The organism is Nostoc sp. NOS(2021) (genome assembly GCF_017115025.1).
Classification (GTDB): domain Bacteria; phylum Cyanobacteriota; class Cyanobacteriia; order Cyanobacteriales; family Nostocaceae; genus Nostoc.
Genome location: NZ_JABXKM010000086.1, coordinates 16,465 through 36,990, shown reverse-complemented (window position 1 = coordinate 36,990; position 20,526 = coordinate 16,465). Strand labels below are relative to the sequence as shown.

The 20,526-nt window shown below is 42.6% G+C and carries 32 protein-coding genes; 15 read left to right on the top strand and 17 right to left on the bottom strand.

The window, feature by feature from the left end; genetic code table 11:
* Nucleotides 1-519: 519 nt before the first annotated feature.
* The gene (gene rbfA, locus HWQ41_RS10655; protein ID WP_292762327.1) at nt 520-939 is read right to left on the bottom strand and encodes a 30S ribosome-binding factor RbfA; all 420 of its coding nucleotides are present in this window, start codon (nt 937-939) and stop codon (nt 520-522) included.
* A gap of 123 nt (nt 940-1,062) precedes the next feature.
* Complete coding sequence (locus tag HWQ41_RS10650) at nt 1,063-1,269, bottom strand: DUF751 family protein (RefSeq protein ID WP_229488077.1); 207 nt, start codon at nt 1,267-1,269, stop codon at nt 1,063-1,065.
* Between the two features lie 584 nt (nt 1,270-1,853).
* Between HWQ41_RS10650 and HWQ41_RS10645 the strand changes: the two genes are divergently transcribed.
* The 3 genes from HWQ41_RS10645 to HWQ41_RS10635 are packed head-to-tail and all read left to right on the top strand — an operon-like array spanning nt 1,854 to nt 2,916.
* Nucleotides 1,854-2,363, top strand: a complete 510-nt coding sequence (locus HWQ41_RS10645) for a hypothetical protein (RefSeq protein WP_292762322.1) — start codon at nt 1,854-1,856, stop codon at nt 2,361-2,363.
* A complete protein-coding gene (locus HWQ41_RS10640) occupies nt 2,360-2,632 on the top strand; it encodes a type II toxin-antitoxin system RelE/ParE family toxin (RefSeq protein WP_292762320.1) in 273 nt (90 codons plus the stop codon). Before HWQ41_RS10645 ends, HWQ41_RS10640 begins: the two co-directional genes overlap by 4 nt.
* Nucleotides 2,633-2,649: 17 nt before the next feature.
* The gene (locus tag HWQ41_RS10635; RefSeq protein WP_292762317.1) at nt 2,650-2,916 is read left to right on the top strand and encodes a hypothetical protein; all 267 of its coding nucleotides are present in this window, start codon (nt 2,650-2,652) and stop codon (nt 2,914-2,916) included.
* Here the strand turns inward: HWQ41_RS10635 and HWQ41_RS10630 are convergent.
* Nucleotides 2,887-3,798, bottom strand: a complete 912-nt coding sequence (locus tag HWQ41_RS10630; protein ID WP_292762314.1) for a DUF4351 domain-containing protein — start codon at nt 3,796-3,798, stop codon at nt 2,887-2,889. The two genes, HWQ41_RS10635 and HWQ41_RS10630, sit on opposite strands and share 30 nt — an antisense overlap.
* Here HWQ41_RS10630 and HWQ41_RS10625 point away from each other — a divergent pair.
* Nucleotides 3,787-4,311, top strand: coding sequence for an HNH endonuclease signature motif containing protein (locus HWQ41_RS10625; RefSeq protein WP_292762313.1), 525 nt, complete (start codon nt 3,787-3,789; stop codon nt 4,309-4,311). The two genes, HWQ41_RS10630 and HWQ41_RS10625, sit on opposite strands and share 12 nt — an antisense overlap.
* Before the next feature lie 61 nt (nt 4,312-4,372).
* A complete protein-coding gene (locus tag HWQ41_RS10620) occupies nt 4,373-5,092 on the top strand; it encodes a hypothetical protein (protein WP_292762312.1) in 720 nt (239 codons plus the stop codon).
* 163 nt (nt 5,093-5,255) lie between these two features.
* On the opposite strand, the gene HWQ41_RS10615 is transcribed toward HWQ41_RS10620, so the two are convergent.
* From HWQ41_RS10615 to HWQ41_RS10605, 3 genes are read right to left on the bottom strand one after another with little or no spacing between them, the layout of a single operon-like run.
* On the bottom strand, nt 5,256-6,662 hold the full coding sequence (locus HWQ41_RS10615; protein WP_292762310.1) for an NAD(P)(+) transhydrogenase (Re/Si-specific) subunit beta: 1,407 nt from the start codon (nt 6,660-6,662) through the stop codon (nt 5,256-5,258).
* Nucleotides 6,659-6,952 (bottom strand): NAD(P) transhydrogenase subunit alpha, encoded by a 294-nt coding sequence (locus HWQ41_RS10610; protein WP_229547018.1) that lies wholly within the window; start codon nt 6,950-6,952, stop codon nt 6,659-6,661. Before HWQ41_RS10610 ends, HWQ41_RS10615 begins: the two co-directional genes overlap by 4 nt.
* 31 nt (nt 6,953-6,983) lie before the next feature.
* Nucleotides 6,984-8,150, bottom strand: a complete 1,167-nt coding sequence (locus HWQ41_RS10605; RefSeq protein WP_292762306.1) for a Re/Si-specific NAD(P)(+) transhydrogenase subunit alpha — start codon at nt 8,148-8,150, stop codon at nt 6,984-6,986.
* A gap of 762 nt (nt 8,151-8,912) precedes the next feature.
* On the opposite strand from HWQ41_RS10605, the gene HWQ41_RS10600 reads away from it, so the two are divergent.
* The 8 genes from HWQ41_RS10600 (at nt 8,913) to HWQ41_RS10565 (ending at nt 13,470) form a co-directional block, all read left to right on the top strand.
* A complete protein-coding gene (locus tag HWQ41_RS10600) occupies nt 8,913-9,425 on the top strand; it encodes a DUF2808 domain-containing protein (RefSeq protein ID WP_292762303.1) in 513 nt (170 codons plus the stop codon).
* A 178-nt stretch (nt 9,426-9,603) separates the two neighbouring features.
* Complete coding sequence (rpmH, locus tag HWQ41_RS10595) at nt 9,604-9,738, top strand: 50S ribosomal protein L34 (RefSeq protein WP_094327629.1); 135 nt, start codon at nt 9,604-9,606, stop codon at nt 9,736-9,738.
* 25 nt (nt 9,739-9,763) lie between these two features.
* Nucleotides 9,764-10,186: a ribonuclease P protein component gene (gene rnpA / locus HWQ41_RS10590; protein ID WP_292762300.1), complete on the top strand. Its 423-nt coding sequence runs from the start codon at nt 9,764-9,766 to the stop codon at nt 10,184-10,186.
* A complete protein-coding gene (locus HWQ41_RS10585; protein WP_292762297.1) occupies nt 10,173-10,565 on the top strand; it encodes a PH domain-containing protein in 393 nt (130 codons plus the stop codon). Before rnpA ends, HWQ41_RS10585 begins: the two co-directional genes overlap by 14 nt.
* Nucleotides 10,566-10,759: 194 nt before the next feature.
* A complete protein-coding gene (yidC, locus tag HWQ41_RS10580; RefSeq protein WP_292762295.1) occupies nt 10,760-11,911 on the top strand; it encodes a membrane protein insertase YidC in 1,152 nt (383 codons plus the stop codon).
* Complete coding sequence (locus HWQ41_RS10575) at nt 11,908-12,435, top strand: R3H domain-containing nucleic acid-binding protein (RefSeq protein WP_292762292.1); 528 nt, start codon at nt 11,908-11,910, stop codon at nt 12,433-12,435. The genes yidC and HWQ41_RS10575 overlap by 4 nt, the downstream gene beginning before the upstream one ends.
* A gap of 227 nt (nt 12,436-12,662) precedes the next feature.
* A complete protein-coding gene (locus HWQ41_RS10570) occupies nt 12,663-13,181 on the top strand; it encodes a YceD family protein (RefSeq protein ID WP_292762290.1) in 519 nt (172 codons plus the stop codon).
* A 145-nt stretch (nt 13,182-13,326) separates the two neighbouring features.
* Nucleotides 13,327-13,470, top strand: coding sequence for a hypothetical protein (locus tag HWQ41_RS10565; protein WP_292762287.1), 144 nt, complete (start codon nt 13,327-13,329; stop codon nt 13,468-13,470).
* On the opposite strand, the gene HWQ41_RS10560 is transcribed toward HWQ41_RS10565, so the two are convergent.
* The 9 genes from HWQ41_RS10560 to HWQ41_RS10520 form a co-directional block, all read right to left on the bottom strand.
* Entirely contained in the window at nt 13,448-13,795 is a 348-nt protein-coding gene (locus HWQ41_RS10560; protein ID WP_292762286.1) for a putative toxin-antitoxin system toxin component, PIN family, read from the bottom strand. The two genes, HWQ41_RS10565 and HWQ41_RS10560, sit on opposite strands and share 23 nt — an antisense overlap.
* 84 nt (nt 13,796-13,879) lie before the next feature.
* The gene (locus tag HWQ41_RS10555) at nt 13,880-14,101 is read right to left on the bottom strand and encodes an AbrB/MazE/SpoVT family DNA-binding domain-containing protein (RefSeq protein ID WP_292762283.1); all 222 of its coding nucleotides are present in this window, start codon (nt 14,099-14,101) and stop codon (nt 13,880-13,882) included.
* Nucleotides 14,102-14,174: 73 nt separating this feature from the next.
* A complete protein-coding gene (locus tag HWQ41_RS10550; RefSeq protein WP_292762281.1) occupies nt 14,175-14,333 on the bottom strand; it encodes a hypothetical protein in 159 nt (52 codons plus the stop codon).
* A gap of 89 nt (nt 14,334-14,422) precedes the next feature.
* Complete coding sequence (locus HWQ41_RS10545) at nt 14,423-14,908, bottom strand: DUF3368 domain-containing protein (RefSeq protein WP_292762278.1); 486 nt, start codon at nt 14,906-14,908, stop codon at nt 14,423-14,425.
* Nucleotides 14,901-15,152, bottom strand: coding sequence for a UPF0175 family protein (locus HWQ41_RS10540; protein ID WP_292762275.1), 252 nt, complete (start codon nt 15,150-15,152; stop codon nt 14,901-14,903). Before HWQ41_RS10540 ends, HWQ41_RS10545 begins: the two co-directional genes overlap by 8 nt.
* A gap of 46 nt (nt 15,153-15,198) precedes the next feature.
* The gene (locus HWQ41_RS10535) at nt 15,199-15,327 is read right to left on the bottom strand and encodes a hypothetical protein (RefSeq protein WP_292762272.1); all 129 of its coding nucleotides are present in this window, start codon (nt 15,325-15,327) and stop codon (nt 15,199-15,201) included.
* A 25-nt stretch (nt 15,328-15,352) separates the two neighbouring features.
* Nucleotides 15,353-15,484, bottom strand: a complete 132-nt coding sequence (locus HWQ41_RS10530) for a hypothetical protein (RefSeq protein WP_292762271.1) — start codon at nt 15,482-15,484, stop codon at nt 15,353-15,355.
* Nucleotides 15,485-15,583: 99 nt separating this feature from the next.
* Nucleotides 15,584-15,748 carry a hypothetical protein gene (locus tag HWQ41_RS10525; RefSeq protein ID WP_292762270.1) on the bottom strand — a complete coding sequence of 55 codons (165 nt, stop codon included), beginning with the start codon at nt 15,746-15,748 and terminating at the stop codon, nt 15,584-15,586.
* Between the two features lie 626 nt (nt 15,749-16,374).
* Nucleotides 16,375-16,545 carry a hypothetical protein gene (locus HWQ41_RS10520; RefSeq protein WP_292762268.1) on the bottom strand — a complete coding sequence of 57 codons (171 nt, stop codon included), beginning with the start codon at nt 16,543-16,545 and terminating at the stop codon, nt 16,375-16,377.
* A 321-nt stretch (nt 16,546-16,866) separates the two neighbouring features.
* Between HWQ41_RS10520 and HWQ41_RS10515 the strand changes: the two genes are divergently transcribed.
* The gene (locus HWQ41_RS10515) at nt 16,867-17,220 is read left to right on the top strand and encodes a hypothetical protein (RefSeq protein WP_229471376.1); all 354 of its coding nucleotides are present in this window, start codon (nt 16,867-16,869) and stop codon (nt 17,218-17,220) included.
* 240 nt (nt 17,221-17,460) lie between these two features.
* On the opposite strand, the gene HWQ41_RS10510 is transcribed toward HWQ41_RS10515, so the two are convergent.
* Both HWQ41_RS10510 and HWQ41_RS10505 read right to left on the bottom strand, forming a co-directional pair.
* The gene (locus HWQ41_RS10510) at nt 17,461-17,898 is read right to left on the bottom strand and encodes a hypothetical protein (protein ID WP_229471374.1); all 438 of its coding nucleotides are present in this window, start codon (nt 17,896-17,898) and stop codon (nt 17,461-17,463) included.
* Nucleotides 17,899-18,179: 281 nt separating this feature from the next.
* The gene (locus HWQ41_RS10505; RefSeq protein ID WP_292762260.1) at nt 18,180-18,524 is read right to left on the bottom strand and encodes a type II toxin-antitoxin system HicB family antitoxin; all 345 of its coding nucleotides are present in this window, start codon (nt 18,522-18,524) and stop codon (nt 18,180-18,182) included.
* Between the two features lie 273 nt (nt 18,525-18,797).
* On the opposite strand from HWQ41_RS10505, the gene HWQ41_RS10500 reads away from it, so the two are divergent.
* Nucleotides 18,798-20,309, top strand: a complete 1,512-nt coding sequence (locus HWQ41_RS10500; RefSeq protein WP_292762259.1) for an AAA family ATPase — start codon at nt 18,798-18,800, stop codon at nt 20,307-20,309.
* The last annotated feature ends 217 nt before the right edge of the window (nt 20,310-20,526 follow it).

Genomic DNA, 20,526 nt, shown 5'->3' with positions numbered 1-20,526 from the left:
GGGAGGGGAGATAAAGCGTAGCTTTGGCGGGGTGGGGTTCTTGGGGTTTAGTAAGTAATCAAGCGGACATGATATGAATCCGTAATTAATTGGTTATTTTCAGCACTAATATTACACAGTTTTCTTTTGATCAACATCTGTAGAAGGGTGGAGTAATACTAATTCGTAATTAGGACACAGATAAAAATGCTTGAGATAAGCAGCATTTATGCATCTGCACAGAAGGGTTGGTGCTGCTACTAGTCTGTCAATCCAAATCCAAAATTGACGGGTTATAACTGACACGCAGACGCGGAGAATTTTAAACCCTGCAAACTTTTGCCTTGACAGAGTACACTACCCTTTTGCAGTAGATTAAAGACGAAAGCCAAGATAAACAGAAAGCGTATATATGCAACTACCGATCCCTGAAGCAGGTTATGGTTACATTAAAACAGACGCGATCTAGTCACGTCTGTAAACTGTTTGGCGGATTTGCTGAGATTAATTGTTCTGAAGTTACATTGTTATTTAAGTTACTTATTCACTAGACGATTCATCATCTTGATTTGTGCTCTCTTCTACTGATACCAGATTTTCTGGGGGACGCTCATGGTTAAGTTGGTCTAGTAATGCTAGTACCTTATTACCGCGTTCTATGGAGCGATCTTCGAGAAATATCACCTCTGGTGTACGACGTAGCCGTACCCGCGCCCCAAGTTCGCTGCGGACGTAACCCGTGGCCGACTTTAAGCCTGCCATTGTTTCTACCTTAGCTTCATCTGTACCATAGATACTGACGTAGATTTTGGCGTGTTGGAGATCGCCGGAAACATCAACATCAGTAACACTTACCATTCCTGTACCCACACGGTCATCCTTAATGCCGTTGAGCAGCATTTGGCTAACTTCCCGTTTGATTAGTTCAGCAACGCGGGAAACCCGGCGATTTGTAGCCATAAAAATTTGGCCTCCTCACAGAGGTTGTACGACAAAAATAGATGCAAGTTGGGTAGACAGTACTTAGCGGGAGCAACGCCAAGAACAACCGTCTGTGGGGCACAGCCCCGATATAGCGCTAGTTTAGATTGTACTCAAGCCCAGCATTGCACGTAGGGTGAGAGTCAGGAAGACTAGGCTGCTCACAAATAAACCCAAGATGGCGATCAAGGTAACTGGGCGCTTCAACAGTGGTACTAATGGCGCAAAGGTGTTCAGAAACAGTCCTAAGACGATAGTAATTAAGTACCGGGGGTAGCGAAAGACGTTATCCCAAAATCCGTCAAACATCTGAATTTATACTCCTTTATTATAATTCAGGTGGTCTATCTTACCTTTTTTTCATGACTTTATTCTAATACGTGTTGCTTTTTTCGCACCATACTAATATAAAATATAATTTCTTATCAACACCGTGTAGTTTTCCATTTGATTAAATTAATAGTAATGCTAACTCAACTCCATGTTAACAATTCAAAATTCAAAATGACGCTCTCTACGAGACGCTAAAAGCGAACGCAGACTCGCTCTAAGCGAACGCGAGTGCGTCTCTAAGAGTTGCTATGCCTTTATGCGTTGCCTCTCGAATAGAAGGCTTTACGCTGCGCTAACAAAATTCAAAGTTAAAGACATTTTCAGACTCTTATTTAAACCCCGATTGAAACTGATCGGAGGCGGAGTGGCTCCGACTCCGCGCTACCTGTATTGTTGGGGTCTTAAACCCTTTGATTTACGATAAAAGTTATTATCGTCATCATGCATTCCTCTAATGGGCTGGCGGTAAAAGTAAATTAATTCCCAAATATATTAAACATTTGCCATCAAATATTGGTGAACATTAAGCGTTACCATGAACCATTTGTAGGCATCGCACAATGAAGATTTTGCAGGCGATGCCTTCTCTACGAGACGCACTCGCGTTCGGCGGGCTTCGCCTACGCTTTTTTATCTCACGCAGAGGAAGAAGAGGGCGATGCCTTCTCTACGAGACGCACTCGCGTTCGGCGGGCTTTGCCTACGCACGGTGGAAATTTTGCAGGCGATCGCTCTTTAGGAGTTTTGTATATCGCTTTTTTGTTTCGCGCAAAGTCGCAGCGAAGCGATCGCCTACTCCAAATCTTCTATACTTGTACTATGTAAAGGTAATCAAATTCTCTATGATTACAAACACTAATACCCAAATGAATACCAGCCAATACCCATTTGCTCAAGAATTAATCACAGATACTGAAGGTAACATTCGTAAAGTAATTATAGATTTCCAAGACTATCTACGCTTATTAGAAGCGATTGAAGATGAAGGATTGATATTAGCAATTAAGGAAGTACAACAAGAAATACCATTAAATATTAATGAAGCATTAGCCGAATTAGAAAGAGAGTGAATACCCAGTATATATCCAGTTTTATTAAAGATTTAAAAGCGCTCAAAAGTACACCTTACTATGAGGCGATTAAAGTACTTGCTTTTGAAGAAATACCACAAATAGCTAACTTGGAAGAAATTACTAATATAAAAAAGCTGCAAGGATATGATGATATTTATCGTATTCGTATAGGTGATTATCGGATCGGGATTATATTTGACGGTGAAACACTAATATTTCAGCGTGTGCTACATCGTAAAGATATTTATCGATATTTTCCGAAGTAAGTCAAATTAGTTGTTTTGTGGAATTCAGCGATCGCTTTTTTATCTCACGCAAAGGCACAGAGGAAGAACAGAGCGATGCCTTCGGCGGGCTTCGCCTACGCACAGTGAAGATTTTGCAGGCGATCGCTTTTTTATCTCACACAGAGAACACAGAGTCAGAAGAGAGCGATGCCTTCTCTACGAGACGCACTCGCGTTCGGCGGGCAACTCTTGGAGAGGCTACGCCAACGCCTACGCTTAGTGAAATCGATATTTTATTGCTGCTGTTGCAACCAAGCCACTAAATCAGCTTCAGTGGAGAAATCTAGTAAGGCTTCGGCTAAATCCTCTAAGTGAGTTAAGGATAACCCACGCAGTTGCTCTTGTAATTCAGGAGTAATTACACCAAGCCGCTTTGTTAATAGACGGTGGATTATTTTCAATTCTCCTTGTTGTATTCCTTGTTCTATCCCTGATTCCATCCAACTGGTGACGATTTGCATAACTACCTGCTGTTGAGTTGGTTCAAATTGAGCAATTTCAGTCTGGAAAATTTCTTCTTCTTGAGCATTTAGCCGTAGGTAGGTGTCAATAAACCCAGAAATCAATTGTGTCCGCGCTGGATCTAGCTGCAAGGTAGCTAACAGGCGCAGACACTCAGATTTTACTCTGGGGCGGTCTTTTGGCGCTATGTTCATTTTAGCCATGAGCGCACTAGCTACGGGATTTTGCTGTTGCAGATATTCTCGCCAATTCAGACGATTTAACTGGATAACATCATAGTTGAACTGCAAAACAACTTTATTGGGAAATGCTACTTGATGAAAATTTGTTTCAGCTTTTTTGGGGCTATCGTAAGAAAACAACGCGATGGGATAAACTGGCAAGGCGTATTTTTCATACAGTCTTGCGAAGTAGCGATACATCCGCAAATCAAAAGTTTCTTGATAATAAGCTTGATGTTCTAGATGTACTAGAAAAAAAGATTCTTGTCCTCTAAATCTCGCTTTTACTACTAAGTCAGTTTCATATTTTTCGCCAGCAGTCACATCGGTAAATACTTCTTTGTCAATGAAAGAGATTGTATCCCGTTCCAGATAAGCTGTTATTTCTGGGAAAAATAACTCGATGAATTCCCAGAAGAAGGTTGTTAACAGTTCTTTGAATAGGCGATCGTGGTCTATCATCTCAAATTTATATCATGTTTTGATGAGCGATCGCCTACGCACACTGAAGATTTTACAGGCGATCGCCTTTTTATCTCACGCAAAGGCGCAGAGGAAGAACAGAGCGATCGCACAATGGAGATTTTGCAGGCGATCGCCTTTTTTACCAATATTTATCAGTATAAATGTACTATAATCTATAAACTAACTCTAATAAGGAGAAACCACAATATGTTCGGTAATGTAAGTCCTAATTATTATTCATTGGCGCTGGCCTATCAAACGGCTCAAAATGCAGCCCAATTAACTAAAATTCAAGCAGTATGGGAAAAGGGTTTTATTCTTCCAGACTGTGATCCAAGGATCTGGCGGAAAGATCAGTTTGGAAGATTGATAAATAGATATAAGTATGGAAAGCGTCAATCTACTTATGGATGGGAAATTGACCATATAATACCAAAATCTCAAGGGGGCAGCGATCATATTTCCAACTTACGCCCCCTACAATGGTACATCAATATTGTCAGACAATAGGTTAGATTCCTCTGTTGCTCTACCCCACCTACAATAAATTTTAACTGCAACAAGGCAAACAATGGCTAAACGATCTAAGTCAGGAAGATGTGTACATTGTTTACAAAACGTGGAATATTTGACACGAGATCATATATTCCCCTTTGCTTGGTATCCAGATAATACTCCTGAAAATTTGCAAAGATGGACAATTCCATCATGCAAAAAATGCAACGAGCAATATGGTAGATTGGAAGAGGATCTACTCTTGAGACTAGGTTTGTGTATTGATCCTGAAGATGCAAAGTCAAGCGGAATTACAGATAAGGTATTACGTTCAATAGATCCAGACTATGCAAATGATAGAAGAGAAAAACGAATAAGAGAAAGAAAAAGAGAGAAGATAAAACAAGAAATAGTTAAATGGGAAGCAATTCCACCTATAGGTTTACATCCAAATTTTCAAGTACAAAGCAATGTTTATTATCCAGAATATGCATCTATTCCAATATCAGCCGATAAGTTAGAACGTTTGTGTCATAAGATAGTTCGCGGCATAACTTATTTTGTTGATCAGACTTTTATAGAAAACAATTTTGAGATTCAATTTTTTACTGTAGATGATAAAGCTGCTCAACCCATACTAAAAAAATATCAACAACATTTGAACACATACGATCGCCCAGGTATTAAAGTAGTACGTGCTATGACAAGTGACAATCCAGATGCTGGTTTTTATGCTATAGAAATATGGGGCAGATTAAAAATGTACGCCGTAGTAAGGCCAAAGAAATTGTCATGATAAATTCTATAAATAGTTTATGCAAGATAAACACCAAAATCGAAATTTGCAAAACTCACTTTATTTGACTAAAAAACTTGCTTCAGAAGCATCACACCCCCAAAGCAAGCCAACTCTCTAAATTATTTCTTTACTTCGCGCCCTTTGCGCTCTCTGCGGTTCGTTAAAGCTGCTTCACTTCCGAAACCAACTTCGACACCATATCTTTAGCGCCACCAAAAAGCATCGTAGTTTTATCCTTGTAGAACAACTCATTATCTACACCGGCAAAACCCGTACTCATCCCGCGCTTAATTACAATCGTCTGCTTCGCCCGATCTACTTCCAAAATCGGCATACCATAAATCGGGCTATTTTTATCACTCCGCGCCGCCGGATTTACCACATCATTTGCCCCAATTACTAAAGCCACATCAGCTTGCTCAAACTGGGGATTAATATCATCCATGTCGTACAACTGCGTATAAGGCACATTTGCCTCCGCCAGCAACACATTCATGTGTCCCGGCATTCTCCCAGCAACGGGGTGAATCGCATATTTGACATCAACGCCCATCCGTTCTAGCTGATCTGACAATTCCCGGACGCTATGTTGCGCTTGGGCAACTGCCATACCATAACCAGGTACAATTACCACAGAACGGGCATAACCCAACATCATCGCCCCTTCTTCGGCATCGATGCTGCGGACAGTTTGATCGATCGCACCACCACTAGCAGCAGCACCACCAGAACTAGATCCTGTACCAAAAGCGCTGAACAGAACACTAAATAAGGAGCGGTTCATCGCTTTACACATAATCTCGGTGAGGATTAACCCAGATGCTCCCACCAAAGCCCCAGCGATGATTAACATATTGTTCATCACCACGAACCCAGCCGCCGCCGCCGCCACACCAGACAACGAGTTTAACAGCGAGATTACCACTGGCATATCGCCGCCACCAATGGGGAGGACGAACATCACGCCCAGCACCAATGAAACGCCAACTACTCCCAAGAATATGGGTAAGCTATCTGGTGTGATGATTAAGTAAGCACTACCTACTATATAAGCACCCAGAAGCAAGAGGTTAAATGGTTGCTGGAATGGAAATGTAATCGGGGAACCGCTAATTAAACCTTGCAATTTGGCAAAGGCTAAAAAACTACCCGTGAAGGTAATACCACCGATTAACACGTCCAACAGGATGGAAATGTTCACATCTAGGGGTATCGACTGAGAACTATCTAATAACCGCCAGAATTCGGCAACAGCTACTAATGCCGAAGCCGCACCGCCTAAACCGTTGAGTAAACCCACCATTTGGGGCATTTCGGTCATTTGGACTTTGTAGGCAACGATCGCACCAATTCCCGATCCAATGGCCAAGCCCAACAATATCATCTCGTAATTCAACACATGTTGATCCAGCATTGTCGCTGCGATCGCCAGTAGCATCCCCACAGCCGCTACGAGATTACCGTTTCTCGCTGTAGCAGGTGATCCCAGCTTTTTCAAGCCCAGAATGAATAACGATGCAGCGACTAAGTACGTCAGCTGAATGCCAGTTGGTAAAAAGTCGCTCACGCTTTAATCTCCTTCTTCTTGAACATTTGCAACATTCTGTCTGTCACTAAAAAACCACCCACAACGTTGACTGTTGCCAATACCACAGCAATCAAACCGAGAATTACTGATACATTCGTCTCTCTTGCACCAGCAGCAACTATTGCTCCAAGTACCGCAATCCCAGAAATCGCGTTTGAGCCTGACATTAAGGGCGTGTGTAAAGTCGGTGGTATTTTGTTGATGACTTCAAAGCCGATAAAAGATGCCAAAACAAATACAAACAAAGCAGCAAGTAATGCCTCTGTCATGAAATCAAAACTCCTTATGGTAATTTGGCTATTAACCTGCTCCAACGCCGCTTAAAGCTTGTAGTGCATCCCGCACGCGTTGATTGCGAATTTCACCAGCGTGGGTAACGCAAGCTGCATCAACGATGTCGTCGCTAAAGTCAACCTGCAAAGCTTTGTCTTTAATTAGCAGTTGAATCAACGATGTTACATTCTTGGCATACAATTGGCTGGCATGAATTGGCATCGATGATGGGAGATTTATCGGGCCGATAATTGTCACACCATTCCACACAATATCTTTGCCGGGTTCGGTGCAGGCGCAGTTACCACCCTGGTCAGCAGCCAAATCCACAATTACTGAACCGGGTTTCATCTGTGCCACCATTTCTTCTGTAACTAGTCGTGGTGCTTGTCTCCCAGGTACTTGGGCTGTAGTAATTACCACATCAGAATTTTTGACGTGTTCGGCGACAACTTCTTGGGTACGTTGTTTGCTAGCCTCAGAAATTTCCTTGGCGTAACCACCTGCGGCGACAGTTTCTTCGTCTAATTTGACTTCAACAAATTTTGCCCCTAAACTTTGCACTTCTTCTTTAACGGCGGGACGGATATCAAAGGCTTCTACCACTGCTCCCAAGCGTCTAGCGGTGGCGATCGCTTGCAATCCGGCTACACCAGCGCCCATAATAAATACTTTGGCTGGAGCGATCGTGCCTGCGGCTGTGGTTAACATCGGGAAATATTTCGGTAATGCTGCTGCGGCAATTAATACTGCCTTGTAACCTGCTAATGAAGCTTGCGAGGACAAAGCATCCATACTTTGCGCCCTGGTAGTACGGGGAATCATCTCCATACTCAAAGCTGTGACTTGACGATTTGCCAGTTGCTCCACTACGACGGGATTTCCCAAGGGATTGAGAAAGCTGACTAATACAGCCCCTTCCCGAAGTAATTCAATTTCTGAGCGTCCATCTTCTCGTTCTTGCGGTGGCCCGACTTTCAGCAGAATATCAGCTTCACCCCATAATTTGGCAGTATCGCTGATTATTGTGGCTCCTGCTGCTTGATATGCAGAATCGCTGAAAAAAGCTCCTTCTCCTGCACCTGTTTCTACCCAGACTTCCAAACCTTGTTTTACCAATCGGGCAACGGCGTCAGGAATTAATGCCACACGACGTTCACAAACTTCAATTTCTTTAGCAACTGCTATTCTCATGAAATCTCCTGAAGATAAATACCTAATCTCTGCCAAGTAAGCGATTGTCCAAATGAGGACTATCCCGCACTCATAATACTTAGGCAGGAACATCAGCCATGACTTTTACTAGTAGATTGAACCTTGAATCTTTCCTTTCCCACTCTTAGCTCTCCAGGCAAAGTGAAGCTTTGCCGCTCGCAGAGGTCATATTTTCAGATAGTTGCAAACAGGGTTACGTATTGCACATTCTAAATTGATGATTCCCAAATTTTGCATCTTGATCTTCAGCTTGTTTTAGGGATTGAGAAATTTTGGTATTCCTTTCTTATAGAGTAATATTGACCAAATTTTGAAAGTTTTATAATTTCCAAATTAAATTTTAAGGATTACGACTTTGATTCAAACTTATTTTAATCAATTTAGCGCAAGTTAACTAGCGATCGCTGATGTCGCGGCTCAATTTTTATCACAAAATTCTCAAATTTAGATACACTTATACATATTTTGAAATACAATCTAATCCCAACTGTGTTTCTATCTAGTTAAAATTTGACCAACTTAGTAATCAAATCAGGACTCTACAAGGGTAATGAAGCAAATCGAGTATATGTTCGATTTGTTACTAAGTAATTTTACTGCCGCCAAAGCTCAGGGAAGATGGCACTTTTTGTTATTATTAAACGTCCATTGTTAGGAAGTGAGTAGTAAAGTTTAGTAAAGAATACTAACACACAGTTATTTTAGAGAACAGATTTACATTTTGGTTGAGGAAGCCCAATTATGCGACGTTTACTTTCTGCTTTAGCCCTGACTAGTTTTTTGGTTACTGGATTACCAGCCCTGACTTGGGCGCAAAGCTTACCGGGATTGACGCTGTTTAGCGGCGTCAAAGGCGAAAATCAGCTGCCCTTTAGGTTAGATTTTGGTGGACAAGCTAATGCTTGGGATCGATACATATTGAGGATTCCAGCCAAAAAAATGAAATTAGCAGTTGGTCAATTTGCCATTACCTACCCTGATTATTACAAAGGAACTTTTGACCCCAAAAAAATTGAAGTCCGAGTCAAAGGCAAAGCAGTTCCGCTTTCTGAGGTGAAGTGGGACAAAGAAGGTAAGCTGATTAATATTTTTCCCCAAGATCCGGTGCCAGCAGGTAGCGCAGTTGAGTTAGTCTTATCTAACGTCCTAAACCCAGCCTTCGGCGGAGTTTATTATTTCAACTGTCAAGTTCTCTCCCCTGGCGATGTGCCACTACTGCGCTACATGGGAACATGGATTTTGAGCATCAATTAAGAGTAGGGAGTAAAAATTTTAGATTTTAGATTTTGGATTAAAGAATTGAAATTTAATCCAAAAGATGCCATCGTCAATCCAAAATCCAAAATTGAATTGCCCAATGCCCAATTCCCTAATAAAGTTATAAAATAGGAGATTGTGAGTTTTTATAAAAATCACCTAAGAGGAGAACTGTATGAAAAGAACACTGGGCGGTACTAGCCGTAAGAGAAAAAGAACCTCTGGTTTTCGCGCCAGGATGCGGACACCAGACGGCAGAAACGTAATTAGCGCCAGGAGAAGAAAGGGACGTCACCGTCTGAGCGTTTAGGGCATATCAAGCTAAAATAGCATCTGTGGCTTTGCCCAAAGCAAATCGGCTAAAATCCCGCAAGGATTTCCAGGCAGTTTTCCGGGAAGGAATTCGGCGTCATGGCTCTTATTTAACATTGAGAGCCTTAAAGCCGTTATGTTCCACAAAACCTTCTTTGGACACTGCCACCCAGACTAGACAAGCAACTGACTCAGCAGATATTGCCAGCACGCGGATTGGCATTTCCATAAGCACAAAAGTCAGCAAAAGGGCAGTGGTTCGCAACCGGATCAAACGGCAAATTACTGCTGCTTTACACAACTTGCTGCCCAAATTATCACCAGGATGGCGGCTAGTGGTCATTGTCAAACCCACAGCAGCAGAATCTAAGTGCGTAAGCCCACAATTTCTGCAAGAATTAGAGCAGTTGTTGGCACAAGCTGAGGTGTTCGATGGGAATTCGTGAAGATGTTTATTATGAAGGTGGCCCCCATCTTGGGGATTTAATTATCAACCTGCTGATTGGGCTAACCATTGTCGGGATACCATTAACAGTCGGGGCAATTGTCAGGGCATTGTGGCTGCGTTTCCGCATCACCGATCGCCGAATTACTGTGACGGGAGGTTGGCAGGGGCGCGATCGCACTGACATAATTTACTCAGAAATTGTCAAAATCGTCAAAGTCCCCCGTGGCATTGGCTTTTGGGGAGATATGGCGATAACCCTCAGAAACGGCAGTCGTCTCGAATTGCGTGCAATTCCCAAGTTTCGGGAAGTCTATGACTACATCAACGAAAGAATTGCTGCGAAAAATCCCGAATATAGCGGCGCTGTCAACAAGTGATGGGAGCAGGGAAGCCGGGGAGCAGGGGGAGATGAGGGAGAAGAACCAATGCCCAATGCCCAATGCTCAATGCCCAATGCCCAATGCCCATTTGAATGTGCGGCTATCCGTAGCGAAAGATAGTCGCCGACAAATCATGATTTAGATAAATTAGATTCAGTCAGTTTACAGTACCTCAGGTTGAATTCAGAATAATGGATTTTGGTATCGGCTTTCTCTCGAACAACGTGATGCTGCCAATCATAGATTTTTTCTATGGTATTGTGCCTAGCTACGGATTAGCGATCGTTGCTTTGACACTGATAGTCCGCTTTGCGCTCTATCCCCTGAGTGCTGGCTCAATTCGCAACATGCGGAAAATGCGAATTGTACAACCTCTAATGCAAAAGCGGATGGCAGAAATCAAAGAGCGCTATAAGGATGAACCGCAAAAGCAGCAGGAGGAAATGGTCAATGTCCAAAAAGAATTTGGCAACCCTTTGGCAGGCTGTTTTCCATTACTAGTGCAAATGCCAGTCTTGTTAGCGCTGTTCGCCACTTTGCGAGGTTCGCCTTTTGCAGGTGTGAACTACAGCGTTAACCTGCAAATCTTTCCCGCAGAACAAATCGAACAAATTCAACCGCAAGCCTTTGCCACAGCTCCTCAAAATATTTACGTTGCGGATGGGGAACACGTTAAAGTAGCTGCCATCCTTCCTAGCGGTAACAAACTAGCGGTGGGAGAACAAACCAAGATACAATATCAGACCGTTGAGGGCAAACCATTTCAGGTGCTCTTAGCAGAACACCCAGAAAATAAGCTGACTCCTGATTGGAAAGTCACTAAAGGGGAAGATAGGATAAAAATTGATGCTCAGGGCAATGTAGAAGCCTTGCAACCGGGAGAAGTTACCATTCAAGGAACAATTCCTGGACTAGCAGCAGAAAAAGGCTTTCTATTCATTGATGCCTTAGGTAGAGTTGGCGCAAATGATCCAGATGGCACAATCCACTGGGATATTGTCGGCATGATCGTCTTCTTTGGGATCAGCCTTTATGTTAGCCAAATGCTGTCTGGGCAAAATTCCAGCGGTGGTAATCCGCAGCAGGATACAGTTAACAAAATCACCCCAGTCATCTTTTCTGGGATGTTTTTGTTCTTCCCCTTACCAGCTGGGGTGCTGATGTATATGGTGATTGGTAATATTTTTCAAACCGCACAAACTTATCTTCTCTCCCGCGAACCTCTACCAGAAGAACTGCAAAAAATTGTAGAAACCCAGGAGAAAGAAGCAGCAGTTACAGAACAAAAGGCATTGCCGTTTGAACCAAAAAGTGGTAAGAAAAAGGCGACAGGGGGATCATGAGTAACATTCCGATGCAGCGAGGTCAGCAGTGGTTAAAAACACTGCTGGAACTCACCGGGATACCTACTGAGATTCAGGGTCATTTAGAAACTGCCCAATCTCAAGATGGCGATTCCCCAGAACCAGATAACTACTGGTTGACAATTGACCAAACCAACTTGACGTCAGAACAAATCCAGGTATTAATTGGTGCTGATGGTTCTGTGTTAGATGCGATTCAGTATCTAGCAAATTCGGTTCTTAACCTCAGCCAACCCCCGGAGGAACAAGCCTCTTACACCATTGAGTTGAATGGCTACCGGGTCAAAAGAGAAGCCGAAATTCGCGCATTAGCAGAAGCAGCAGCCGATGAAGTGCGCTTTTCTGGTAGAGAAGTGGAAATCAAATCCCTCAGTTCTGCTGAACGGCGTCAAATCCATACCTTCTTGAAGGATTTTGGAGATTTGGAAACCTTCAGTCGCGGTAAAGAGCCGCATCGTCATCTGGTTGTGCGTCCGGCTTCGTTGGAAGGAGTTGGGAGTTAGGAGCCATTCAATTTTGGATTTTAGATTTTGGATTTTAGATTTTAGATTTTTCCTTCAATCCAAAATTGAAAATCTAAAATTGGCAGAGTTAGGAGTGAATTGAAAACTCTTAACCATATAATTTCTTTCAAAATTTCTCTTGTTCTTAAGAGATAAAGTAAAGATGTAATATCAGTATAATTGCTGGTAATCAAGATAAATTTTAGTGAGGATGTCTCACAAATCCTATGGACGCAATTTATATTCCGCAGCTAACTCAAGCCCCGGAGCGGACAGAGGAAGTTCAAGTTGAGGAATTTCTGCCTGGTCTGGAAACGTTGACACCAGTTCGCGGTCATGTGCGTGTGCAGCATCATGGCAATTACTTGGAAGTGTCCAGTCAGGCAGAAACAATTATTACTTGTACCTGCAACCGCTGCTTGCAGCAATACAATCGACGTTTAGGGCTTGATACGAAAGAAATCATCTGGTTAGACGAAACTGCAAATCAGCTAAATGACTTGCCTTTAGAAAGGGAAGTGGTTCTGGAAGAATTGCTTGAAACTCTACCGCCCGATGGTTATTTTTATCCCAACGAATGGCTATATGAACAGATGTCCTTGGCAGTACCCCAACGGCAACTGTGCGATCGCAATTGTCCAGGTATTCCTGTAAGTAGTACTGTTGATAGTTCTGATAGTCCTGAAACTCCAGTTGATAACCGTTGGGCTTCTCTGGAAGCACTGAAAAAGCAACTTCCGGGCTAGTAGCTTATTGCTTATGGCTCAAATTCTGTGATTTCCCGCCCGTGCGTAGTTTACCGCCGTAGGCATCGCTTTTGAGAATATTAACTCGACAGAGACAGCATGGGTGGTAAATATATGAGGCTTGTAAGATGCGATCGGAAAGTTTATGTCTACTATTGTATCTCGGCTCGACATTACACAACTATTCTGTGATGTAGATGACTTCTGTAAGCTGTGGGAAAACTTATGGCAACAAATACCACTTTTACAAGGCATCACCGGAAAAATTAGGGTGACTGACCATCAATAACATTTAGAAAATCTTCAGCTGTCATAATCGGGCAAGAAAAATTATCTTTTACACTGAGTAAATCGCGATCGCCGGTCACGAGATAATCAGCCTCACTGACCACAGCCAAAAGTAAAAAAGGCACATCAAACGGATCACGACATTCAGGAATTACAGGCAAGCGGTCGGGCATCGCTACAGCTTCACAAAAGAGTATGTAATCCGATAGTAAATCTTCTTGCTCAGTTGGCGTGAGCTTAAACTTTGGATAAGCCAGCACTCGGATTAACTCAGTTGTTGTCGCTTTAGAAACCAGCCCAGTGAAGAGATCGTCCTGCCATGCCAAACGAAGCCTAGATACTCTGCCCCCAAATATCAATCAGCGCCGAGATGATGATATTAGTATCAATTACCACCCGTGGACAAACCATTACGATTGACGCGCCCAAGCCACTGCATCAGCCACATCCTGCTCACTCAGTCCTAAATCCGCCAGCTTAGATCGAACCGCATCAGCCCGCTGAATTTTTACAGGAGTCAGAATAATTTGCCCTCCCTCCACCTTTACCTCAAAATACTCAGCCTCACCGATTTCACGAGTAATACTTTTAGGCAGCGTTAGTTGATTTTTAGAAGTTAACTTGGGGAGCATGACTTGCCTCCTAGCCTTTGCTATCAAATGTAAGGATTCCTTACTTGAGTATATACATCTTACCTTACTAAATCTAAAACCCAATCACAGAAACAGCTTTTCTGACAAAGGTGTAACTACTGACCCAAAGTATTGTAAGTCCGTTGGCGACGCGCTCGCGATCGCACTTCATCAATTCCAACTTATCAATTGCGTAGGCGTAGCCCGTCGTAGACATCGCTACAACCCGCATGATCCCGTTGGGTGATAAAATCTGCTTATGATTGCCGCGCTATAACCATCATCAGGTATAATCCGCTCACGGCTTGGGAGCCAACGCCTCTATTCCCCTACCAATGCTAATGCAAGATTTATCACGCGGTCAGATAAATACATCCCACAGAGGCGCAATTGTTCTAAAACTGGACGTGCAGCCGGAATTACCCCTCGTTGTTTGGCAGTAATAACCATGCCTAATGTTCCCCGTACCGGAATTCCTAAAGTGGCAGCACAACGACGGGCTGCTAAATCATCTAGAATTACTTCTGTACCTGGATTTACATAGCCCCAGGTTAGTACGGCTGACTCACCTAGACCCAAATCCCAGCTTTGAATAACGTTCGGGACAGGTGGTGTTTCTTGTATAACCAACCAATCAGTATTGTTGAGCGCAACTGCTGTTACATCTGCTGACCCATACGCCTGAATTTCTGTGGCTACAGCTGATGGAACAATAATTGATGATCCCATTAAGAGCAACAAATCAAGAAAGCCGCCCTTGGTCAAAAAAATTAGTGGGGATGTGTTGATAGCAGGCAGTTCAGCCACGGTTTAACTCGCGCTGCAAATCATCAAAATCAACAGCAAAGACATCCACTTGTTCACGGGCTAGGACGGCTAGAAAGTCTCGGCGGTTTAACCCAGCAACGTTGGCTGCTTTCTCCATTGAGATTTCCTGCTTCTGATACCAGTAGATAGCAGCAGCTTGGCGCATATCGCGCACAAATTCTTCTGGAGTCAGGCGACGGGCGCTAAATATTTCTTCTGGCAGGTTAATCGTGACTGACGACATAATTTATGTCCTAAATTGTTGCATTATGCTGCATTAATAATATCAATCATTTCTCTATACATCTGTATACAAGGCGCTCCTGACTGCGGCGGGAGCTTTCTTGGGTGGTAGTGACAGCGATCGCTCTCCCCCGGTGCGCCTGTTGTGCTACCACCAACCACAAAGTAAATAACACAGCATACCTTCATTTCAGATCGTAGTCAAACTTTTTTTGAGTAGCGTGCTTCTGCTTCTGCCATTACTATATGCATCTTTGTAACTCCGTTGGCGACGCGATGGCGATCGCTCCTCATCAATTCCAACTTATCAATCGCAATCGCTACAACCCGCATTATCTCGCTGGCTGATTAAACCTGCTTATGCTTGCAGCGTTATTGCCAAGTACAGGTATCATCCGCATAGGTGTTTTGGAACTTTTTACCGAAAGTCTCTCAGATAACGGGACGCGCTGCAATGACTTTGAGCAGGCGATTTTGTACGCAATCGTCGAAAGCTCGTTGCAGTTTTTGGGCAATCATGCCTTGTGCAGTGTTCGAGTTTGGGATTATATCATAATAATTTTCAATTTCAATAGCTTGTTGGTGAAATGTATTCACTTATCCTCGTATATTTCCTGAGTATCTTTGGTATAATATAAATGTTCTCTCAAAACAAATAAATGAAAAAACAAAGAAAAATTCGGAAAGCACATATACGGGCTTGGGTAAACAAGTACTTTGAAGACGTTAATTCAGTGTCAGGATCGTCTATGTCCCAGCGAGCAAGAGGCAGTAGAAGAACGAGCCGTTGGGTGAGTACTATGTCAAGCAATATACTAAAAATTAATTCTAGTCTTATATCTGATTATCTAAAAGAATACTTGGTAGACAAATTTTTCGATGAAGTGCAAAAGGATAGGGTCAGGTTTGTATTGAAAAAGTACTTTGGAAAAATAAAATGCACGACTTGAGCGTAAACTAGCACTTTGAATGACTTCCGACTTCCATCAGCTAGTTGGTGGAAGTTGGAAGTTAGGAGTTGCAAGTTAGAAGTTAGGTGTTGCGCTACGAGTGCATCAATATTTGCAGTCAGGAGCGTTGCGTTTTCTGTTGCACTGCAACGGAATAAAGCCAATTAGCTTGACTTATATAAAGCCGCGCATACAGCACATTTCATCTGAATGAGGTACACAAGGGCGGGCAGGATGCCCACCCCACAAGATTTATCATATTAAGATGTGTACTTAATTTACCTGCAAAGTGCTGTAACGTGGTTTTCTGCCTTCCCAGTAAGAACCAAAGCCAATTGGCTCGATCTCAGGTTGTTGTGCATAATGTGGTTTTGCGCTTTCCAGGTAGGAACCCGCGCTAGATGCTTCTGGGGTCAAGTAGGGATTGTGAATCTGGCTAGCCAACGATACTGGCAATTCTGGCGTGAGTTTGAGTGTTCACGATTGTAAATAAAAAGTACAGTTCTAAAGTTCCTAATTGGGGTTAAGTCCCAATCAGGAGAGTTAGCGATCGCGCACCGTGACTGCATCAGAATTTGCATTGATGACCGTTGCGGTTTTCGTTGCACCTAGCGGCTAATTTGGGGGTGACATCTGGCGTAAGCACTCTACAAGGGTTTCAGCCGAGATACGGATACCCATCTAATGTATTGCCGTGCTATTACTGAGTGGAATTTCCAGATTTTAAACTATATCTAAGAAGTAGTTACTAGTTTAGTATTTATAATGTCAGATAACGTTAACCAATTCCTTAATGATAATTCAGAAAATTCAGACGAAATAGTACAGATAACTATTAAGTATAAAGATGACCCAGAAACAGGACTGTCAGAGATTGTAGCTATTGCTAGAAAAGCGGACTATACCTTTAATGAAAAGAAGTTAAAAACAGTCATTTTTGAACATATAGAACTTAAAAATCAAGAAGCAATTTATCAACAAGATAAAGGCAAGCTTACTGCTACAATAGATGGTATTCCTGTGCCCGCTCCAATAGGAACTGGAAGTTTTGACGGAATAGTTTACGATGTTTTGGAAAAATTTGACAAGAATTTCCTAACAAACTTGACTACGGGGTGAAATAAGCAGTGATTCTCAAAGTTACGCTAAGTGTTGCGGCTTGCAAACATAAACCTACCCTTTTGTTAATTGCTCAAACTCTGTGATCTCACTTTGGTACTTCTTTTTCGTGCGCGGGGTGTCGCGTCCCATATTAAGCCGATAATATTGTAACAAAAATTTACAATGTGTCCGGTTTTGCGCGTATTCCGGCTGAACCATTATCAATAGCGATAGGTTGAATATTAAGGAAGTATACAATCAAAATATTTTGGGAAGTTTGTCTGCTGGTTTAAAAGGAATCTCTTCTATTATTCTATTAGATAAAAATTCAATATTAGAGGTTTCTTCTTTATTAATGAATATTCTTGTAGTTAAACAGCTATTTCTATGTGTATACTCTTTAGAAGAATCATATTCTACTATATGGATATATTTAATAACTTCTGTTTGATCGCTAGTATCTATAGGCATATAATAGTAAAATGTTTGGCTAGTTTTATTATTTTTTTTAATATCTTTTAATAGTTTTATATCATAAATTCTTCTCTTTAAAACTTGATGAGAATTGATATTTTCCTTATCGATAAATAATATTTTTATCTCTGGTAGTGACCATTTAGGAATTGGTAATGTAATTTTCCATTCTGTTTTCTCAAATAATCTGTCAGATAATTCTTTATAAAAATTTTGCCACATACTAAACTAATTTTTTTTATTTTACTAATGTAGAAATTCTTATACGGTCAAAAAAGCAGCAGAAATTGATTTAGTTAAAAGTTATCAACATTGTTACAAATAGCTTATTTAGTTTTGTGTTTATATTATTGCAATAAAAAATACTAAGTGTATAGAGCTAAGGTTACAAATCACACATTCTTTACACAGCTTAGAGTTTTATTTTCTAAATGACATCACAGCAAAAGCTTAACATACAAAGGTTTGAGCCATTTAGCTGTCTCCGCAGGTGCGATCGCACTTTAGTATTTCTTCGTTGCACGGGGCGTTGCATCCCTGCTATTTATATCTAATTCGCGCTCAGTACGGAGTTCCTGAGCAAAAGTTGCAAACTCATCATCTCCTTCAAACATCCCAATAAAATCTGTCCAAGGATTATTGGCAACTTCTAGCGTCAGTACCTCAATATTTGCCAGTCTGACTCTAACTTGCTCTTGTACAGCCGCGATGCCTTCGGCAACCCCAAAGGGGAACGCATCCGAACGGGTTTCAGCTTCGGCTAGACAATCAGGCAACTCTGGCACTGACGCGATAAAATGCCCCTCGGATGCCTGTTCAACCAGAACATGAAGAGACAGCCTATTCAAACTTGTGACTCTTTGAAGATTCATAGACAGCGATACTAGATTCACTTTCCCCATAATTATGCCTTAATCAAAACTCAAATACCTGATGCAAATAGGCATTGAGCCGAGATATGAACGAAAAAGGGAATTCAGAAATGTTTACGTCTAAGTGTATTATAAAAATCTTGATTTTTCGTTAGTCCACGGAGGCGGACTTTGTTTGTGTAGCAGTGAATTCTATTCGCCTAATATTTTGCTGAACAATGAGAGAATAACTAATAACTACAGCTAAATATGAACTTCCGTGAAGAGTTTAAACTGCTGCTACGCGCCCGCTACCCCTTAATTTATATTCCCACTTACGAAGAAGAACGGGTTGAAGCAGCTATCCGGGAAGAAGCAACCAACCAGGGTAATCGCCCAGTCTATACTTGGGATTTTGTCGATGGCTACCAGGGAAACCCCAATGATGCTGGGTTTGGGCGGCGTAACCCGTTGCAAGCTTTAGAATTTATCGAAAAATTACCAGCTTCCGCACCTGCGGTATTGATTCTACGAGATTATCATCGCTTTTTAGATGATGTAGCGATCGCCCGCAAACTTCGCAATCTGTCCAGGCTTCTGAAGTCGCAACCAAAAAATATTGTCCTATTGTCGCCACGCATCGCCATCCCTGACGATTTAACGGAAGTGCTGACAGTCGTCGAGTTCCCCTTACCCGCCGCCCCAGAAATTAAAACTGAGGTGGAACGCTTGCTACAAAGCACTAGTAACTCCCTTTCTGGCAAAGTTTTAGATGACTTAGTGCGCTCTTGTCAAGGACTTTCGATGGAACGGATTCGTCGGGTTTTGGCAAAAGCGATCGCTACCCACGGCGAATTGCAACCAGAAGACGTGGATCTCGTTTTGGAAGAAAAGCGCCAAACTATCCGCCAAACCCAAATCCTGGACTTCTACCCCGCCACTGAGCAAATTTCTGATATTGGTGGACTGGATAACTTGAAAGACTGGCTGATTCGTCGGGGAGGCTCGTTTACTGATAAGGCGCGACAGTACGGATTACCGCACCCCCGTGGTTTAATGTTGGTGGGTATTCAGGGTACTGGTAAATCGTTAACGGCAAAAGCGATCGCTCATCACTGGCATTTACCCTTGCTACGTCTGGATGTGGGAAGATTATTTGGTGGTTTGGTGGGTGAATCAGAATCTCGGACTCGCCAAATGATCCAAGTAGCTGAAGCCCTCGCTCCCTGTATTTTGTGGATTGATGAAATAGATAAAGCCTTTGCTGGAGTTGGTAGCAAAGGTGATGCCGGAACAGCCAGCCGTGTGTTTGGCACTTTTATTAACTGGCTAGCTGAAAAAAGCTCACCCGTGTTTGTCGTCGCCACCGCCAACGACATCCAAGCCTTACCGCCGGAAATGCTGCGTAAAGGGCGATTTGATGAAATTTTCTTTGTGGGTTTGCCCACCCAAGAAGAGAGAAAAGCAATTTATGATGTTCATTTATCCCGATTGCGCCCCCATAACTTGAAAAGTTATGACATCGACAGGTTAGCTTATGAAACGCCCGATTTTTCTGGGGCAGAGATTGAGCAAACTTTAATTGAAGCGATGCATATTGGATTTAGCCAAAACCGCGACTTTGCTACCGACGACGTTTTAGAAGCAGCAAGTCAGATCATCCCCTTGGCGCGAACTGCTGTAGAGCAAATTCAGCAACTCCAAGAATGGGCTGCTGCTGGGAGAGCGCGTTTAGCATCGAAACACAGTCCTTTGAGCGATCGCCTCCGGCGCACTACGTGAACGTACTCAGCAGTAGCTACAATAATGAGTTAGTCAAAAGTCCATAGTCAATAGTTAATGATCAATTATTATGGACTATTGATTCTTATACGGATGGGTTACATTGCTTCTCTACTCGTAACCCTTGAGAGCCAGTTCAACGCCACTCCCCTCAATCGTGGAAACCTCCGCACGGGGGAAAATACACGCGTGACTGGCTCTCCTTGAACGCCACTTG

Excerpts from the sequence above, each read along its gene's own strand:
- rpmH (WP_094327629.1), top strand. The coding sequence starts at position 9,604 with ATGAAAAGAACACTGGGCGGTACTAGCCGTAAGAGAAAAAGAACCTCT.
- HWQ41_RS10510 (WP_229471374.1), bottom strand. The coding sequence starts at position 17,898 with ATGTGGCAAAATTTTTATAAAGAATTATCTGACAGATTATTTGAGAAA.
- HWQ41_RS10645 (WP_292762322.1), top strand. The coding sequence starts at position 1,854 with ATGAAGATTTTGCAGGCGATGCCTTCTCTACGAGACGCACTCGCGTTC.
- HWQ41_RS10600 (WP_292762303.1), top strand. The coding sequence starts at position 8,913 with ATGCGACGTTTACTTTCTGCTTTAGCCCTGACTAGTTTTTTGGTTACT.
- HWQ41_RS10550 (WP_292762281.1), bottom strand. The coding sequence starts at position 14,333 with ATGCGGGTTGTAGCGATGTCTACGACGGGCTACGCCTACGCAATTGAT.
- HWQ41_RS10605 (WP_292762306.1), bottom strand. The coding sequence starts at position 8,150 with ATGAGAATAGCAGTTGCTAAAGAAATTGAAGTTTGTGAACGTCGTGTG.
- HWQ41_RS10570 (WP_292762290.1), top strand. The coding sequence starts at position 12,663 with ATGGACGCAATTTATATTCCGCAGCTAACTCAAGCCCCGGAGCGGACA.
- HWQ41_RS10575 (WP_292762292.1), top strand. The coding sequence starts at position 11,908 with ATGAGTAACATTCCGATGCAGCGAGGTCAGCAGTGGTTAAAAACACTG.
- HWQ41_RS10500 (WP_292762259.1), top strand. The coding sequence starts at position 18,798 with ATGAACTTCCGTGAAGAGTTTAAACTGCTGCTACGCGCCCGCTACCCC.
- HWQ41_RS10530 (WP_292762271.1), bottom strand. The coding sequence starts at position 15,484 with ATGCGGGTTGTAGCGATTGCGATTGATAAGTTGGAATTGATGAGGAGC.
- yidC (WP_292762295.1), top strand. The coding sequence starts at position 10,760 with ATGGATTTTGGTATCGGCTTTCTCTCGAACAACGTGATGCTGCCAATC.
- rbfA (WP_292762327.1), bottom strand. The coding sequence starts at position 939 with ATGGCTACAAATCGCCGGGTTTCCCGCGTTGCTGAACTAATCAAACGG.
- HWQ41_RS10540 (WP_292762275.1), bottom strand. The coding sequence starts at position 15,152 with ATGTCGTCAGTCACGATTAACCTGCCAGAAGAAATATTTAGCGCCCGT.
- HWQ41_RS10585 (WP_292762297.1), top strand. The coding sequence starts at position 10,173 with ATGGGAATTCGTGAAGATGTTTATTATGAAGGTGGCCCCCATCTTGGG.
- HWQ41_RS10620 (WP_292762312.1), top strand. The coding sequence starts at position 4,373 with ATGGCTAAACGATCTAAGTCAGGAAGATGTGTACATTGTTTACAAAAC.
- HWQ41_RS10630 (WP_292762314.1), bottom strand. The coding sequence starts at position 3,798 with ATGATAGACCACGATCGCCTATTCAAAGAACTGTTAACAACCTTCTTC.
- HWQ41_RS10610 (WP_229547018.1), bottom strand. The coding sequence starts at position 6,952 with ATGACAGAGGCATTACTTGCTGCTTTGTTTGTATTTGTTTTGGCATCT.
- HWQ41_RS10555 (WP_292762283.1), bottom strand. The coding sequence starts at position 14,101 with ATGCTCCCCAAGTTAACTTCTAAAAATCAACTAACGCTGCCTAAAAGT.
- HWQ41_RS10515 (WP_229471376.1), top strand. The coding sequence starts at position 16,867 with ATGTCAGATAACGTTAACCAATTCCTTAATGATAATTCAGAAAATTCA.
- HWQ41_RS10650 (WP_229488077.1), bottom strand. The coding sequence starts at position 1,269 with ATGTTTGACGGATTTTGGGATAACGTCTTTCGCTACCCCCGGTACTTA.
- HWQ41_RS10565 (WP_292762287.1), top strand. The coding sequence starts at position 13,327 with ATGTCTACTATTGTATCTCGGCTCGACATTACACAACTATTCTGTGAT.